We start from the raw sequence: 15,654 nt of genomic DNA, 5'->3' as shown, positions 1-15,654 counted from the left end.
ATACATAGAGATTATTGAGGGCGTAAAGATATGATAATAATCTTAGGAGTTGATCATAGCGGTTTCTATGACATTAGGGTAATATGATGAAAAAGATTTTATTAGCAATCATTTTGACAAGTATAACTTTGCCAACATTAGCTGCGGACGTTAAGGTATTTAATGGTCGTGGTTTAGTTGGAGTATTTGGTAATTACTCTTCATCACATTCAAAAGTTAATACAACTGATAATATCGGTGAAATAGTTCCGTATGTTTCATTAACCAACTATTACAATGGCTCATACAACCAATGTCATCTGAATAGTCTGATGGAAATTGATGGTATATATGGAATGCCAATCAGTAATGACCTAATGCTAGTTCCTGAGTTTACTTTTACGGATAGACGAACAAGAATTGACTGGCCTTACCGAGAGATCGATACTGTAACAGGGCATTTCAATGGTTGGGGTTCTGGTACGAATCAATTTCCACATTCTAGAAACTGTATTTTTGAACCTTATCAAACAACGCCTGAAATTAGTATACAACATAATGTATATACAACGGGTCGTTTGCTAATATATGGCACTGGGAATCAAAAAGGTGGCACATATCACTTAAAACACGATATAGGTACCTCTGTTAAAGACTGGCGTACCCTTTATGAAGGGAATTGGAAGATGCTAGTATCCAAAACAGAAGCGATAAATATCACTGTTTCTGGACTAACATGCAGCTTGCAGACTCCGAATAAAATTAATTTTGGTATTAACGATTCTAGTGCAGCCAACGGTACTTTATTAGCTTCCGTTCAACGCCCTATGACGATAAATTGTAGCCAATTTAAGGATCAAGTTGACGCATATATCGGAATTTCAGCTAACGTTAAACCAGAGTTCTATTCTGGTAATGCTTTTGATGTCAATTTAAATAACGCAAGTAATCAAGCTGCTGCGTATGTAAAATTATTTGTGCACCACAATGGGGCTAAATTACCGATACGTTTAGACCAGACTATAGTCGAGCTTGGTCGTATTAACGCAAATGAAAACAATGTCAATATAACGAAAACTCTTGAATATGAGTTATATTCAAAGGGGGCAGGGATAACCGGTTTAGCACGTGGTTCCGTAGAACTTTCGGTTATTATGCGTTAAGCTTATCGTAAGTTGATTTTAAAATTAATTATAGTTCATCAATAATCAGGACGTTAAGCTAATACTATGACTAACCCTAAAGTTTATTTACTCGGTATAGCCGATGTACAGGATTTTCGTAACATCCGATTGTGTGTCACTCAGAACCTCGGCTGACACTGATGGTGTTATGACAATTCATGGTATGACATCAGGTGATTACGTTTCTCATAAAATGTCGATCACTGAGCCACCAGTTACACCGGATGGCCGTGTACTGCATTCAGAAGTCGAACTTCGTTATAAAGACGGAAATGTGCAGGAAGATTTCACAAAGAAATATGGTATTGCATCAGTGTCTGAAGGTGATCCTTTTGACAAAGGATTTATGCATCAACTGAGTAGTTGCCGATTATTGTAGAAGCGTAATGCTAATGTCTAATAATAGGAACCATTCTTTATGCAATAAATCCGCTAAAATAGCTGACGATTGACCTATATCTTGCTTATCAAATTGATGAATAACTCTATGCATGCATTCCGCTTTTTAGCTATTTTTTTGTAAATGGGCAAATAGCTTTGCATAAATCTTTTGAATAGTATCATTTTTCTTTTGATTGTAATCCATCATTGTATTAACACCTTCTTTTGCTTTCATTTTGCTGACGGCATAGGTAGCAAGATCGTCAGGGTGGGTCATTAGCCAATCACGGAATAACTGATGACGTAAATGTTCAGGGCAGCCAGGTGCAAATACATGTAAATTAACCTGTGGTTTATCAAGGTATAGCATTCGGTGTTCATACCAAGATGGTTCGCGAATTGTATGAACATACCCCAAGGCAGTTAGTTGAGGGATATAACGGTTCTCAGCAGTAGGATCCTCAACGATTAAGTCAATATCAATAATAGGTTTAGCTGCTAGATTTGGAACCGCAGTTGAGCCAATATGGTCAATATGCAGTGCTGCTTCGCCTAGTGCGGCTTGGATACGTGCTTTTTCTTGTATAAAAAGTGTTGCCCAAATAGGATCATAGTCACGGATCTCAATTTTAAGTGTAGGTGGTTTTCCTAAAACCCATGGGTTTTCATTCGGGTCACCATCTTCAAATTTCATTACAGCACAGATATCTTCGGGAGATAACGTATCTAATGAGGCTCTTTTTGTATTAAATTGTGTCATATCTTTGCTTATTCGTAATAAATGCTGTGAAATCGGGTTGTTGCATGGTTACGCAATGAATTCCGCCACCACCAATAACAATATTACCGGCAAACGTATTTACGTGGTAGGGTAGTAAAAATATATATAAGCATACACTAATACTAGGAGCACTGGTTAAACTACCAGTAGCTATTTCGCATAGTAAATCAGGAGGTAATGATAGTGATAATGAGGCTATTTATAAAGTTATTAGCTCCCCACACTCTATTTAACATAATACACATTATGCGAACCTAAATTGTAATAGCAAAGTTGTAATGTCCGCTCTGGGATAAGTTAAGATGTCCGTCACGTAGGCTCACCATTAAGGGGTTCGCATGACGGCTTATAGAGCGGAGTTTTTTACCTTGGAAGATGTTAAACGACTAAAAGTAATCCAGGATGTGATTGACCAGCGCCTGCCAACCAAAATGGCAGCACAACGATTAGGCATATCTGCTCGCCAATGCCGACGGCTATTAGTTCGCTATCTTTTTTTATGTGGGTCATAAGCTAACCTTTTAATTCTTTCTAAATCAAGCGATTCTTGTATTTTAATAGTCCGAATCCCATTTTTCATATAAGAAATATATATCTTAGCGATAAGGTATTGAACGAGTTTTGTTTCACTTGTTGGAATTCCACTCGTTACAATTTCTGCTGCTGTTTTCGCATCTAATGGTTTATTTTCCATTATAATATTTAAAGGAATTCCAACCATATTCCCCCAAGCAAGAACAAATTGCTTGGCTGGGTCCATACTCTCTGAATGGAAACCTTTTAATGCTCTCGCCATTGCATCAACAAGGTCTTCACCTTCCAGTTCTGACTTCATAGATAAAGACTCGAGTGCAATGAGGTTATCTCCGCTATTCATCATCCAACGTATATAATGTTGCTGATTGTATTTGGTCACTATTTCAGCTGAGTTTGTACCACTATAAACACCCCCTGCTTCACGATAACCTTGACTATTAAATTCACTAAAGCTGTAAAAATGCTCGGTTGAGTAACGCAATGCGGTAAGATCGACCGATGTGCCCGTCGACATCAAACTTTTTGAATAACGAATACGGTAAGATTGACCAGTTTGACGATCACTGCCTTGCTGCGCTGCACCACTAAATTTGGCTGATGAATGGGTCACATCCGTTGACAGCGCCCCGAAGTTCCCTAAAGAGAATCCACTTCCCAAACTCAAGGATTGATAATCTTTCGCCAATAACGTTCCACCGTACAAAGTGACATTATTGTGTAAACCGTATACCGCGGTGCCTAATACAAAATCTGAACGGCGAGAGTCTGTAGTCAAATTCCCATCATAACGGCCGGAGGCGAGTTCATATTTCCAGCCCCCTGGCCGTAGCATCACTGGCAATGAGGAATAAGGCACTACAAATTGACGTTCGCTACCATCCGCTTCGGTGATAGTCACATCATAGTCACCCGACAATCCTGCTTGTTGTATGTCATTAATATAAAATGCACCGGGAGCCACGTAGGTCTCATAAATAACTTTACTTCATTGTCACATTTCGCACGAACTCCTTGCGGAATAGCATACTATAGTCTTTCCCATAGAATTTCACGTCTGACACCTGATTAGCAGTAGCCATTTTAGTCATGGGGGAAGTGCCAAAGGTCTCTTTCAGCGCTTGCTGAGTTTTAGGTTGAATCAACCAGTTAATAAAAACAGCGGAGGCATTTGGGTGTTGACTATTTGCAGCGATGGTTACAACATTCCCTCCCCCTGGCATACCAAATTTGGGGACATAAAATTTTAATCTTGAAGTTATTGCTCCATTGTGTTGCAAGCCTAGCATATGATCTTCCCAAGCTGGAACCAACATCAACTCTCCATCATTTAAACGTGTGAGACTATCGGCGCCAGATGCGGTTTGCGTAATACTAGATTTGTTTTTAGTAAACCACGCCCAGCCAGAAGACCAACCTTTAATCACCTTTGGATCAATCTTCGTTGCACTGCTATCAAACTCACCGCTTTTGAGTGTGACAATACGCTGAATGAAGGCTTCACCAGCGCCTCCGTTATTGGGATCGTTATATCCAAAACGATTGGGATTTGCATCGATAAACGCCTGAAGGTCATTGAGCGTTTGAGGAAGAGTTTGATCGCCAAATTGTTTGGGGTCATAGGCGAATCCAGTTTGATTTCCCCAAAAAGCGACGGCATACCCCTGTGTATCGATGTTTTGTATTGTATGAACTCCATTCTCATAGCCTGGGAGCCAGTCAACTTTACTGATTGCATTAGCTTTTAAAGTAATAGGCAGTTGAGCAATGGATAAGGCCATTACATCAATTTTACCACTCTGTTTTTTTGATTCGGCTAAAAGTTTATTCATATTTCCATCAATGGTTCCTTCTGAGATTTGTACTTTTATTCCATATTCATCTTCGAATCCCTTCACAAAATTACGCCACTGCGGCTGCAAGTACCAAATGTTAAATGTAACCTCTCCTTCTTGTTTTGCTTGCTTTATCACCTCATCCCAGTTAGGAAAGGAATTTTTATCTACATCTTGAGCGTAAGAGGTTGATATAACTGCGACTCCCAGTAAGAGCGCCAATGATATTTTTTTCATAATTTGACTACCTCTAGTGAATGTTATGCTTTTCCTGTGGATTGAGACAAATAATTGCCTTTTAACAGGCGCTCAATAATTATCATCAATATAACGTTGGGTATCACCAAGATCATTGAAACAACAGCGGCATCTGGACGTACAAAGGAATACCCTAAGAATGAATACAGTATCGTGGGAACAGTGATAAAATCTGGCGAGCCCAGTACAAATGAAATACTAAACTCTTCTAAACTTCGAACCAGACAAAATATTAATGAAGCCAGTAAACTTGGCTTTAGCATGGGTAAAAAAGCATTGCAGAACGTCCCCCAAAAACTAGCTCCCATGTCACGCGACGCGTCGATTATGTCTTGTGGTATCGACTTGAACCCCGCTGACATTATGCGAATTGAGTAAGGGAGCGTAAGAACGGTATGGCCAATTACAATGCTCATAAAAGTATTGCTGATATTTAAACTTATTAACATTGAACTGAAAAAGATACCGATAATCATGCCCGGCATAACCAGTGGAATGAGCGTTAGCATTTCCGCAACTGCTTTGCCTTTAAATGTCATTCTTCCGAAAGCATAAGCTGTAGGTGTCGCAAGCAATAAGCTCAAAATAGCAACAGCAGGAGCGATGGTATAACTATTGAAAAGCGCGGTTGCTAGCGATGTTTGTTCCCAAACAATTTTCCACCGCGCTAAAGATAATTTTTGAGGAAAAAGGTCTGGATAACTCCATGGGTGTTGTGGGTCAACCAAGGACCACAAGATTGCCATAGTAAAAGGCAAACCTAACCAAACAACATTAATGAAGATGAAAAAAATCAATGAAATTTTTACAACTTTCCGTCCATTATTGGTCTTTATAGTGTTCATTTAACCTCCCCCTTCTTGGTAGCCAACGGGGTTAACACAGTCGCAATGAGCAGCGTTCCAATCGCGGAAATTAACATTATTATGACGGCAATAACGGCTGAGTTATTCCATTCACCGTATTCCATTGCGGTAGCTTGCATCAGGCGCGCAAGGGAGTAAGTGTTACGGGGACCGGCCACAGAGAAGAATGCAAAATCCCCTACCGCACCAATAAAGATAAGTATTAGAGAAACTTGTACCGCGGGGAGTGTTAGAGGGAAGACGACATCTACGAATCTCCGCCATCTATTAGCACCGAAATTACTTGCCGCATCAAGTATCTCATCTCTAATCGAATTGACAGCACCGCCAACTAAAATCAATGCAAAAGGAAGGTTTTTCCATATTTGAAGAATGATAACCCCCCATCCAAAATCATCATTTTGCATACGCAATGGGGAGTCTGTTATTCCCAACAGTTGAAGTAAACTGTTTATCACTCCATGATAGGCGATGATATTTACAAACAAAAATGCAGCCACTAAACCTGGAATGAACATGGGGGCTCGAAGCACTCCGATCACAACCTCTTTTCCGTACATGGGTTGTCTTAGCCAGAGTGCGATCGGATATGAAAGCAGAACTGCACCAAACGCACCAAGCACCGAAACTTTTACGGTGTAATACAACGCACTAAGTAAGACGGAGTCACCTATGATGTTTGCCCAAAACGCCAGTGAAAATTCACTTTCCCCCGTCATGTTAAATAAACCGAAGCTTTGAGTAATAACGACATAAAAAGTTGATCCCATCAGAAGAAGGATCGTTCCAAGCCCTGTGCTCATTAATAGCCATGCCTTTACCTCATTTTTCCAATTCATCTCTTCCCCTCCGTAACCGGCTCTAAAAAGTGAATTGCATCCTCTGGCAAGTAAAATTCGGCACGCTCTCCGATGGCAATAGGCGGTTTCTTCACAAGCTGCAAACGAACTGAGAGTGATTTATTATCGTTGGAACCCCACGCTTCAGTGAGATTGCCCATAAATGCCATTTTTTCTATGACCAAAGAAAATCTATTTTGGATAGAAGATGGGGCTTGAACAAATTTCACATCCTCAGGACGCCAACAAATATAGCAATGTTTTGCTGAGGGAGGATTTGCGGATTTAACATAGAAGTTACCAAGCTTACAGGCGATACGGTAGTATTCTGGCTGCTCAGCGGGTTCAACATGTGCCTCATCAATATTCGCTGCACCAATAAAATCCGCAACAAAGCGGCTGTTTGGGTGGTAATAAACGTCCTCTGGCGAGCCCACTTGCGCAATACTCCCTCCATTTAGCACAACGATTTTATCTGATATAGACAAGGCCTCAGCCTGATCGTGCGTGACATAAATCGAAGTTAGTTGGTAGAGGCGTTGTAGCTCTTTAATTTCAAACCTCACACTTTCGCGTAATTTCGCATCTAAGTTAGATAGTGGTTCGTCAAACAAAACCAAATCCGGCCTAGTGATCATCGCTCTAGCCAAAGCTACACGCTGTTGCTGTCCTCCTGATAGTTGTGATGGCATCTTCAAACGCTGCTCAACTAAACCGACTTGTTTTAGGGATTCTTCTAATCTTTCTTGTTGGTTGCTAATGGAGACTTTTTTTTGCTTCAAGCCAAAACAGATATTGTGTGAAACGTTGAGATGCGGAAACAAAGCATAAGATTGAAAACACATGGCCGTGTTTCTTTTTTCTGGTGGAAGGTTTGTTATAGGCTTGCCATTTAAAATGATCTCTCCACTATCTGGTTGGTGAAAGCCACTTATCATTTTTAATAAAGTGGTTTTTCCACAACCACTCGGCCCGAGCAAAGTGACAAATTCCCCCTCTTCAGCGGTAAGACTGATATCGCGGGCGGCATAAAAATCGCCAAATTGCTTTGTAACACCTTTTAATATCAGGGTAGACATTATCGGCCTTCCTTAATCGAAATAATTTCTTATTAAATTTACATATTAAATGTTATATTAATGTGATTTAGCTCATCAAAATAAAACAAAAGTAGAAATTTAATTTTAACCCTATTGAAATCAACTATATACATGGCACATATAAAGTTAAAGACTTAAATGTTATTTTACATATTAAATTTAAATGATAAACTTAATCGAAAATAAATTGAGGGTTTTATCATGGATTTTGAATTTCATAGAGCAAAAGAAGGTGTTGTTTTAGCAAACAGTCACCGAGGGTATGCCAGCAAATACCCTGAAAACACCATGCCTGCATTCATTGGTGCATTGGAAGCTGGTACACATTGCATTGAGATAGATATTCACTTAACCGTAGATAATCAAATCGTGGTTACTCATGACCATCGTATAGATAGAGTCTCAACAGGAACGGGTTTTGTTGAGGAGATGACGTACACACAACTGTCTCGGTATGATTTCGGCGTAAAATTTAATAATAAGTTTGAAGGCACAAAAATACCGCTACTGAAAGATGTTATAAAATGGGCTGTGGCCAATCAGGTTGGATTGATTGTTGAAGTTAAGCAGCGGCGTAGAGTTGATGAATTTATTGAACATCTAGTCGACGTCTTAAGTTCAGTTCCGAATGCGATATCACACATTCAATTACTTGGATTTAATCACGTATTAATCAACAAAGTAAAAGAAAAGATACCGCAATTAGCATTGCAGGTTGTCACTATTGAGCGATACAATGACCAATTAGCTGCCGTTTCTGCCTCAAATGCAAGTTGTGTTTGTGTGGAATATGAGTATACACATATCGACGATTTGAGAGCATATAAGGCGGCGGGGTTGGGTGTACGGCTGTACTTGCATGAAAATAAAAACGGCATCTCCCCTTTAGAGCAATATCTACTTAAATTTGGCTGTGACTGTCGTGCTGAAATCATTGAATGGCTTCAAGAAGGCCTTATTGACATTCTCAGTCATGATGATATTCCGTATTTACAATCTTTAATTGAGGATGCAGGGCTACAATGGAATTAATTTATAGTATCGGAAGTTGTCAATGACAGATAAACCAGAAGTATTGGACCTAAAGCCAACTCAACGGTTACTACTGGAATTAATTCGCAGGTACGGACCGATTTCCCGGGCCGAGTTAGCTAAATTATCCAACTTAACACCTGGCGCGATAACACAACAATGCCGTGAGCTCATTTTTTCTGGGTTAATTGTTGAAGGTGAGAAGAATATTGGACAAAGAGGCCAACCTTCTCTTCCTCTAAAACTAAATCCCGGAGGAGCTTGCTCAATTGGCGTCTCCTTTAGTTCTGGTTTTATTGATCTTGCGCTTGTTGATTTTTGTGGAAAAAAAATTTTCAGCACATCAGAAGTACATCTAGAAAACCAACCTCTCATAGCCACTCTTGACCAAATTAAGAAAATGGTTAATAGCACGCTAAAAAAATTGAAGCTTCAACATGCCAGGATCCTTGGCGTAGGATATGCTGTACCCGGTTTCGTGAAATCAGATGGAAAAAAAAGACAATGCGTTACTTGGCTAAAAAGCTGGCGCGATGCCGATCTGCAAGCTGAATTTCAGGCTAACCTCCCTTGGCCGACTTGGGTTGAGAATAACGCTAATGCTGCTGCTATTGGAGAATTGTACTCAGGTCAGTGGAATCAATACCGAGACTTAACCGTATTAGAACTAGGATATGGTATAGGTGCAGGGATTATTGCAGATCATAAATTACTGACGGGCGGCTTTAGAAATGCTGGCGAAGTTGGTATGGCCTTTCCTACTGGAACCCATCGGCCATCTTATAAAGATTTGCTCGGCACTCTCAGTGCTGCGGGTTACGATGAAGAGGAATTGCTTGGTCTTATAAAGAAAAAAGATATAGTTATAGAGACTTGGTATCAACGGTCATTAAAACAACTTGAAGACACTGTTTTAGGATGCCTTCAATGGTTAGACCCACAACTTATCATAATTGGCGGAGCAATGCCGAAAGAGATAACTTCTCGCTTTGCAGAAGATATCACGGATTGGTTGCAGTATCGTCTTGATCCGGAAAGACCTATGGTTAAAGTAGTTCATTCATCAATAGGTTCAGAGAGTGCCTCGCTTGGTGCTGCCATGCTATCTCTATATCAAATAATTAACCAATGATTGAAGTGCCTCGATGTGTAAAAACGAGCATCTAATCTATATAGGCAAGGTTTTATAGACTTTATACGGGGTATCAGTTTAGCGACAAATCGCTGATTACCACAGTGCCTTTTGAATCACTGACGCACGACAGAATAATCTGGCAGGTACCAGTATAAATAACCGGTAACTACCAGAGCAGCTTAAGCACAAATTAATTATTACTTGGTGCAAGTTCGATTAGCCATTTGTTCCAATTATTTTCATCTAATTGTTGAGTTGCACGTATTTTCCCATAAAACAAATCATAGTAAATTGAGTGGTTAAATAAATACAAATATTCATTTGGTTGATTTGGTGATAGCGGATTATCAACGTAGTACATTGCTTGTAAATGACCTTTCATATCCTGTTTAAATAATGTGGCTTTATTTTCTGGGTCGCAATCAGTTCCCCAACTTGCATCGTTGTAAAAACCACTTATTTGTAAGCAATGTGGTGTGTCTGAAATAGGAGAATATTGAGCTGAATATATTTGTATTAAGCTGCCATAGCGAGGCGAATCAACTACCTTTGTGATCAAACTATCTATAAAAATATTTTTGGTGGTTACTTATTATTATTGTGTATTTTTCTTATTTTACAAATTAAAAGGTCAAAAAAAATTATTCGTTGAATATTAGCTATTAATTGATGATTACTTTTTTAAAAGCAATCTTAATTTGAAAGAAATAAAGCCAATTAAACCATTTAATAATGAATATTCCATAACGATATAGGTTTAATTGCTCAATGGAACTAAAATTCGCTATGTATTCAATGTGTGGTTTTTCATGATAAGGGAGTATAAACGGGAAGCCCAAAAATTTTATGGACGGTTTATGGTAACTTTACTCCTGTGAAAATATCATTCTAAGTTATTGCAACCTAAAGCAACTACCGTCAATCGCTTAGAGTATGAAGTTGCAGTCAATATTCCTATTTCAATAAATATCACAAAATAAGCGCTTGTAAATAATTCTGTTTATTTATCCTTCAACAAATGAAACCGTTTAGATAGCCTCATGAATACATGTTTTGCTTTCCCTAATGTTTTGATTATTTATTATTCGTCACAAAATAAATTTGTCTGAATACCGATAAGGTCTTCTCATCGGTACTCTTTCCTGCATTATCGGGGGGATGCAAAGTAGGAAGGCACTGTAGCATTTTACTTGTTCTTTCATGTTTACTGACAGGGTGTAATGCCATTCAGCATAACTATAAACTTCTCATGTTACTCAATGCTCAGCGCCCTTCTTTAAATGAAAGAACTAGTTTTTCCAGCCTAAACTCTTTTTCTTCATTCTTTTAAATTCGTTCCGCACATTTTCAATTATATTTATTTGCCCTTTTGTCGGCTCACCCTCTAACATGATGACTTTCTCCAATAATGATAGGAATGTCTCAACCATTGCGGGCGTAAACTGAGTAATACTTAATTTCAGTATATGAGGGATACTTTGATCAAAGTTTATTTCATTATGTACAAGGTGTGATGATGAAGAAAACAAATCCACCGCATCTTGAGTTTCTAGATTAAAATTCTCTATAAACAGGTTAATAACCGTTTGTTTTTGTTCACGGGATATTTCACCTTCCTGCTTCAATGCACCAACAATAATGACTGCAGCGGCTTCCGTTGCCGTCGACAAATTATAGATTGGTTTTACCCCATATTGTTTTTGCCACTTTCTCCGTCGGGCCCAAGTAAATGGATTAAAGGAATTAAGGTCTACACCTGAGTTTTGTAATGAATGTAGCGCCCATACAAGCGCAGCTAATGCTGAAATTGCTGCTATAATAATATGCATACTAAGACCTATCCGATATCCTTATGACTTTGTTGTTCAATTTATCTTAAATTAGATGCAATAAAAAAGGGATGATGCTTAATGGAATGGGTTCACAAGTTAAGCTCTTTTTCTTCATAAGTCAAATTATTATGGGCAGAAAAATGTGAGGTAAAAGTAACGAAATTAAATCAAAAAATATACACAATATTCACACACTGTTTGTTAATCGATTTTTTAGACCAAATTTTGTCTACATGTGAAGTGTACGTTCTTCATCTGTATGTCCAGACTAGCTTGACTGCAGTTCGACACCACCTGCCTTGTTGAAGATTTACTTGCGGCTACTTTAGTACTAGTAGCCTGTATTTATTTCATGGAAAACAATTGTGCTGTCTTTGTTTTCGATAAAATAATATATGTACTGCTCAATACCGTTATCATAAGTTATCGTTAATCTGAGTTTATTAGGTGGTAACCACTTGTAAATTACCTCGACATTTTCAGTCTGATACTCAACATTATTTTTAGGTAACTGGTTTTTAAGTCGCTCTTGACGATATAGATTAGCTTTGTACGTTGTATAAATCTGTGCAATTTTTTGGCCTTTAAACTCGCAGAGATATTGATAACTTCCGTTAAAGACCAAATCTTCACTCATATTTAGGCAGGATTCATAGAAATTTTTTGATTCAGTGCTTAATTCAAGATTTGAGGCATACCCATTACTTATTACGGCTAACGACACTAACACCCATACTTGGATGATCAACTTCTGCATCATTATCTCCTTATTTTCCTTCTTAATTATCTCGTAGTTTAACCATGTTAAGAAATGCAGAATTAAATGTTTACAAAGCGAAGAGCTTTACTTTTTTGTTATGATAAAGATGAATAAATTACATTGATCTACAGATTGCAGCTTTTACGCTCTCTAATCTACCCACTGTATGGTGATGGTATGCTGAAAGCCATACAGGGGCGAACAAATTAAATATTGGCTATCAATTATCAAAATTATTAGAGATTAACTTTTTAATATCATTAGGATATATTATTTCGTCGCTCCAGGTTAGCTCATCTAACTCCCACCAATAGTAGCGACTAATAACAGATTTTTCGTTATTAGACCATCCATTAGTGTGGATCTCTTCTTCATTGGAAAAGACGATAAAAAAGCGCTCTTTTGCTAGCACCGTTTCGCCACTGGGAAGTGTCATTTCAAAAGTTCTTTGTGAAACACATTTTCCAATATTATCCCTGATAATGCCGGTTTCTTCTTTCAGCTCTCTGATAGCCGCTTGTTCAAAAGATTCACCATACTCAACACCACCACCTGGCGTTGCCCAGTATGATCTGCCAGCTAAAGCATCGTTCGTATGAACAAAGCGAAATAGTAATACTTGTCTAGACGAATTAATAATCAGTAATCGGGATGAACACCGAACACGCATAGCTGATATGACCATAGTGAGTTAATAAGATATCACAGCTTAAACAAATAGTTATGAATGTAAAGCGAAATCAATCGAGATAACGGAATGGTTTGTTTATAAAAAATAACTATCATTTTAGCTTTATTAACGAGTGGGCTTGACATAAGAAAAGCGACATTAGTCATAATACTACTAAACAAGCCTGAGATTTCAATAATACATCTCTATGTGGTTCTTTAAGTGCTCTATTGTGACATTATGGATTCATTCGCATTGATGTAATGCTAAAAAATGAGATACTGACAAATAGAAAAACTTTCACTGATTTAACTATTTTATTTTTCAGGAAGCTACTATATGCATCGTAACATCATTTATATTGCAACGAGCCTAGATGGTTATATAGCAGATGCAAATAACCAATTAGATTGGTTATTCTCTATCCCTAATCCAGATCAAAACGATATGGGCTTTTCGGATTTTATGCAAAGAATTGATGCTGTTGTTATGGGTCGAACGACTTTTGAAACTGTATGTGGTTTTGATGGAGAGTGGCCATATGATAAACCAGTGTTTGTCTTGTCGAACTCAATCAGAGAAATACCAGTAAAACTCATAGGGAAAGCTGTTCATTTAGTGCGTGGCGAGATTAAAGATGTAATAAGCTCAATACACTGCGCTGGGTTTAAAACGCTTTATATTGACGGAGGTTCTGTTGCGAAACAGTGTTTGGCAGAAGATTTAATTGATGAAATGATAATCACTATTGTCCCAATTCTGTTAGGTGATGGAATACCTTTATTTGGTAATATGAAAAAACCGCTACAGTTTATTCATGTTAAATCAGAGCGTTATTTTGACTATATGGTTAAGAATACTTGGCACCGCCAGAGAAAATAATTTTGTCAATGTCGCTTTACATATTCGAATTAGAACTATCTTTATTTTTCTGTCGAATACTCGATGTGTACGGCAAAGTCCTCATCATTTATGAAAAATGAAAACAGTGAATTTGTCTGTATGTCTGTTATGCGCCACTTCTTGGTTTGTTGAGGATGTGATTAAATATCATAGAACATTAGAGAGTTATATCTCAGTGCTTTTTGACGCAAAATTTACCCTTGATGCCTTAAAAGAGCCAAAAGTCATAGACTCAGCTCTGACAGAAAAGCGGGAAATAGCTATTTTTAACTGCGAGTGCCCGCTTAATTTTAAGTGCATATCATTAATTTTGAATGCCATACCTTTCACTTGAAAACTCGAGAGTTTCTAATTTTTAAGGCGAAAATAAGCCTCTCATCAGAGGCTTTTCTATTTCTCGGAAACAACAGCGCTTTAGCACATGATAATCACGCTAAATAAACTGAACCATAAGAACTAGAGCAATGGCAGCATGATCACAAAAGCAATTTCAAGCACTGTATTAAAAATAGCGAGTTGTAAAACTAATCGAAGAAACAAGGGGTAGCTTCATTTTTTATTTAATATTACTAGTCGTACAAACTATCCTTTGTTACTGTTTTATTCCAATTTAATATATAAAAAAATTTTTTATATTGAAAGTGACATTTTTAAATTGGAATTATAGGAAAGGCAACACATTAAGTAATATTCTTTTTTACAACGCGAGTCATTACCCCCCTACTTTCTTGATAGAATAATAACATCAAGAAAAATAATAGCTTTCCATAATACACACCTATGCGAAAGACAGTTTTTTTGAAGCGCAGTAAACTATAACCCCATCCGAAATATCAAAAATTACATATCGTAATTATTCACTTAATGTATCCGTTTATTTTCTAGCTATATGCTGATTTTGATATAATATAACTATATATAAACAATCAATCATTTATTTAATCATTAATATGAAAATGAAAATTCGAGTAATATAATAAATATCGAAAGATTATTTATTATAAAAATAATTATATCTTTCATATGTATACTAAATTTAATGAATAAAAATATATAAAAAACAATCGATTGATAGAATAAGTATTTATACCTATTAAGATTTTTCTTATTCCAGCAATGATTCACTTATTTAATTATTAACGCGGTTAAATTGTGCATTAAAATTTAACTAAGCAGAAAATGAGTTTTTAAAGTATTAAAGATTCATATTTCATTTTAACTTTACAAATAATATGAGAGGATTTTATGAAAGTATTAACACTAAAAGAAGTTAAGTTAGTTTCTGGTGGTACTTTTAATATCTGCAAACCATCTATTAGTAATGTTCAACCTATAACTCAACCTACTGTTTCGGCTACTACAGTGCCATCAGTAAGTGTTTCAGTGCCAAAAGTAACAGGCTCTTCAATATCAACGAGTAAAATTAGTTGGTCCTATAATATTGATGCTTCTGGTAGCACTGTTAACTCTATCAGTATCACGTTTTAAACCTAAGTGAAATAAAGCAACTATCCAACTTGCTTTATTTAAAAAAGAATGAGATGTGGCTAAATAACGGACAAAAA

At 37.3% G+C, this 15,654-nt stretch carries 15 protein-coding genes and 2 pseudogenes; 7 read left to right on the top strand and 10 right to left on the bottom strand.

The genetic code is table 11. The features are described from left to right. Positions 1-86 precede the first annotated feature (86 nt). Positions 87-1,142, top strand: a complete 1,056-nt coding sequence (locus PR675_RS08580) for a hypothetical protein (protein ID WP_014655981.1) — start codon at positions 87-89, stop codon at positions 1,140-1,142. 103 nt (positions 1,143-1,245) lie between these two features. Continuing rightward, the gene (locus PR675_RS08575) at positions 1,246-1,542 is read left to right on the top strand and encodes a hypothetical protein (protein WP_131728125.1); all 297 of its coding nucleotides are present in this window, start codon (positions 1,246-1,248) and stop codon (positions 1,540-1,542) included. A gap of 126 nt (positions 1,543-1,668) precedes the next feature. Here the strand turns inward: PR675_RS08575 and PR675_RS08570 are convergent, their stop codons facing one another. Beyond that, positions 1,669-2,304: a GrpB family protein gene (locus tag PR675_RS08570; protein ID WP_036940309.1), complete on the bottom strand. Its 636-nt coding sequence runs from the start codon at positions 2,302-2,304 to the stop codon at positions 1,669-1,671. A 359-nt stretch (positions 2,305-2,663) separates the two neighbouring features. Here PR675_RS08570 and PR675_RS08565 point away from each other — a divergent pair. After that, positions 2,664-2,816, top strand: a pseudogene (locus tag PR675_RS08565) (helix-turn-helix domain-containing protein); the annotation flags it as partial. Here PR675_RS08565 and PR675_RS08560 read toward each other — a convergent pair. From PR675_RS08560 to PR675_RS08540, 5 genes and pseudogenes are all read right to left on the bottom strand, one after another. After that, positions 2,813-3,841 (bottom strand): annotated as a pseudogene (locus PR675_RS08560) (fimbria/pilus outer membrane usher protein); the annotation flags it as partial. The pseudogenes PR675_RS08565 and PR675_RS08560 sit on opposite strands and share 4 nt — an antisense overlap. 1 nt (position 3,842) lies before the next feature. Beyond that, complete coding sequence (locus tag PR675_RS08555; RefSeq protein WP_088499265.1) at positions 3,843-4,931, bottom strand: extracellular solute-binding protein; 1,089 nt, start codon at positions 4,929-4,931, stop codon at positions 3,843-3,845. Between the two features lie 23 nt (positions 4,932-4,954). Beyond that, entirely contained in the window at positions 4,955-5,797 is an 843-nt protein-coding gene (locus tag PR675_RS08550) for an ABC transporter permease (protein ID WP_014656019.1), read from the bottom strand. Beyond that, complete coding sequence (locus tag PR675_RS08545) at positions 5,794-6,657, bottom strand: ABC transporter permease (RefSeq protein ID WP_004919984.1); 864 nt, start codon at positions 6,655-6,657, stop codon at positions 5,794-5,796. The genes PR675_RS08550 and PR675_RS08545 overlap by 4 nt, the downstream gene beginning before the upstream one ends. Continuing rightward, positions 6,654-7,736: an ABC transporter ATP-binding protein gene (locus PR675_RS08540; RefSeq protein ID WP_040133177.1), complete on the bottom strand. Its 1,083-nt coding sequence runs from the start codon at positions 7,734-7,736 to the stop codon at positions 6,654-6,656. The genes PR675_RS08545 and PR675_RS08540 overlap by 4 nt, the downstream gene beginning before the upstream one ends. Before the next feature lie 222 nt (positions 7,737-7,958). Between PR675_RS08540 and PR675_RS08535 the strand changes: the two genes are divergently transcribed. Together PR675_RS08535 and PR675_RS08530 are read left to right on the top strand one after the other, a co-directional pair. Then, positions 7,959-8,789 carry a glycerophosphodiester phosphodiesterase gene (locus PR675_RS08535; RefSeq protein ID WP_060561030.1) on the top strand — a complete coding sequence of 277 codons (831 nt, stop codon included), beginning with the start codon at positions 7,959-7,961 and terminating at the stop codon, positions 8,787-8,789. A 22-nt stretch (positions 8,790-8,811) separates the two neighbouring features. After that, positions 8,812-9,921, top strand: coding sequence for an ROK family transcriptional regulator (locus tag PR675_RS08530; RefSeq protein WP_060561031.1), 1,110 nt, complete (start codon positions 8,812-8,814; stop codon positions 9,919-9,921). 193 nt (positions 9,922-10,114) lie between these two features. Here the strand turns inward: PR675_RS08530 and PR675_RS08525 are convergent, their stop codons facing one another. From PR675_RS08525 to PR675_RS08510, 4 genes are all read right to left on the bottom strand, one after another. Continuing rightward, on the bottom strand, positions 10,115-10,483 hold the full coding sequence (locus tag PR675_RS08525; protein WP_060561032.1) for a hypothetical protein: 369 nt from the start codon (positions 10,481-10,483) through the stop codon (positions 10,115-10,117). A gap of 730 nt (positions 10,484-11,213) precedes the next feature. Continuing rightward, positions 11,214-11,753, bottom strand: a complete 540-nt coding sequence (locus tag PR675_RS08520; protein WP_004920003.1) for a hypothetical protein — start codon at positions 11,751-11,753, stop codon at positions 11,214-11,216. Positions 11,754-12,087: 334 nt separating this feature from the next. Next, positions 12,088-12,513, bottom strand: a complete 426-nt coding sequence (locus PR675_RS08515; protein WP_239686462.1) for a hypothetical protein — start codon at positions 12,511-12,513, stop codon at positions 12,088-12,090. 223 nt (positions 12,514-12,736) lie between these two features. Beyond that, positions 12,737-13,186, bottom strand: a complete 450-nt coding sequence (locus tag PR675_RS08510; RefSeq protein ID WP_060561034.1) for an NUDIX hydrolase — start codon at positions 13,184-13,186, stop codon at positions 12,737-12,739. Positions 13,187-13,525: 339 nt separating this feature from the next. On the opposite strand from PR675_RS08510, the gene PR675_RS08505 reads away from it, so the two are divergent. Together PR675_RS08505 and PR675_RS08500 are read left to right on the top strand one after the other, a co-directional pair. Further along, positions 13,526-14,068, top strand: coding sequence for a dihydrofolate reductase family protein (locus PR675_RS08505; RefSeq protein WP_060561035.1), 543 nt, complete (start codon positions 13,526-13,528; stop codon positions 14,066-14,068). 1,266 nt (positions 14,069-15,334) lie between these two features. After that, positions 15,335-15,577, top strand: coding sequence for a hypothetical protein (locus tag PR675_RS08500; protein ID WP_004920016.1), 243 nt, complete (start codon positions 15,335-15,337; stop codon positions 15,575-15,577). Positions 15,578-15,654: the final 77 nt, after the last annotated feature.

Source organism: Providencia sp. PROV261, from assembly GCF_028477945.1.
Taxonomy (GTDB): Bacteria; Pseudomonadota; Gammaproteobacteria; order Enterobacterales; family Enterobacteriaceae; genus Providencia; species Providencia stuartii.
This window is presented reverse-complemented; position numbering and strand designations above follow the sequence as displayed.

Coding starts and splice junctions, on each gene's coding strand:
- PR675_RS08550 (WP_014656019.1), bottom strand. CDS start 5,797: ATGAACACTATAAAGACCAATAATGGACGGAAAGTTGTAAAAATTTCA.
- PR675_RS08570 (WP_036940309.1), bottom strand. CDS start 2,304: ATGACACAATTTAATACAAAAAGAGCCTCATTAGATACGTTATCTCCC.
- PR675_RS08520 (WP_004920003.1), bottom strand. CDS start 11,753: ATGCATATTATTATAGCAGCAATTTCAGCATTAGCTGCGCTTGTATGG.
- PR675_RS08505 (WP_060561035.1), top strand. CDS start 13,526: ATGCATCGTAACATCATTTATATTGCAACGAGCCTAGATGGTTATATA.
- PR675_RS08510 (WP_060561034.1), bottom strand. CDS start 13,186: ATGCGTGTTCGGTGTTCATCCCGATTACTGATTATTAATTCGTCTAGA.
- PR675_RS08545 (WP_004919984.1), bottom strand. CDS start 6,657: ATGAATTGGAAAAATGAGGTAAAGGCATGGCTATTAATGAGCACAGGG.
- PR675_RS08530 (WP_060561031.1), top strand. CDS start 8,812: ATGACAGATAAACCAGAAGTATTGGACCTAAAGCCAACTCAACGGTTA.
- PR675_RS08515 (WP_239686462.1), bottom strand. CDS start 12,513: ATGCAGAAGTTGATCATCCAAGTATGGGTGTTAGTGTCGTTAGCCGTA.
- PR675_RS08555 (WP_088499265.1), bottom strand. CDS start 4,931: ATGAAAAAAATATCATTGGCGCTCTTACTGGGAGTCGCAGTTATATCA.
- PR675_RS08540 (WP_040133177.1), bottom strand. CDS start 7,736: ATGTCTACCCTGATATTAAAAGGTGTTACAAAGCAATTTGGCGATTTT.
- PR675_RS08500 (WP_004920016.1), top strand. CDS start 15,335: ATGAAAGTATTAACACTAAAAGAAGTTAAGTTAGTTTCTGGTGGTACT.
- PR675_RS08535 (WP_060561030.1), top strand. CDS start 7,959: ATGGATTTTGAATTTCATAGAGCAAAAGAAGGTGTTGTTTTAGCAAAC.
- PR675_RS08580 (WP_014655981.1), top strand. CDS start 87: ATGAAAAAGATTTTATTAGCAATCATTTTGACAAGTATAACTTTGCCA.
- PR675_RS08575 (WP_131728125.1), top strand. CDS start 1,246: ATGTACAGGATTTTCGTAACATCCGATTGTGTGTCACTCAGAACCTCG.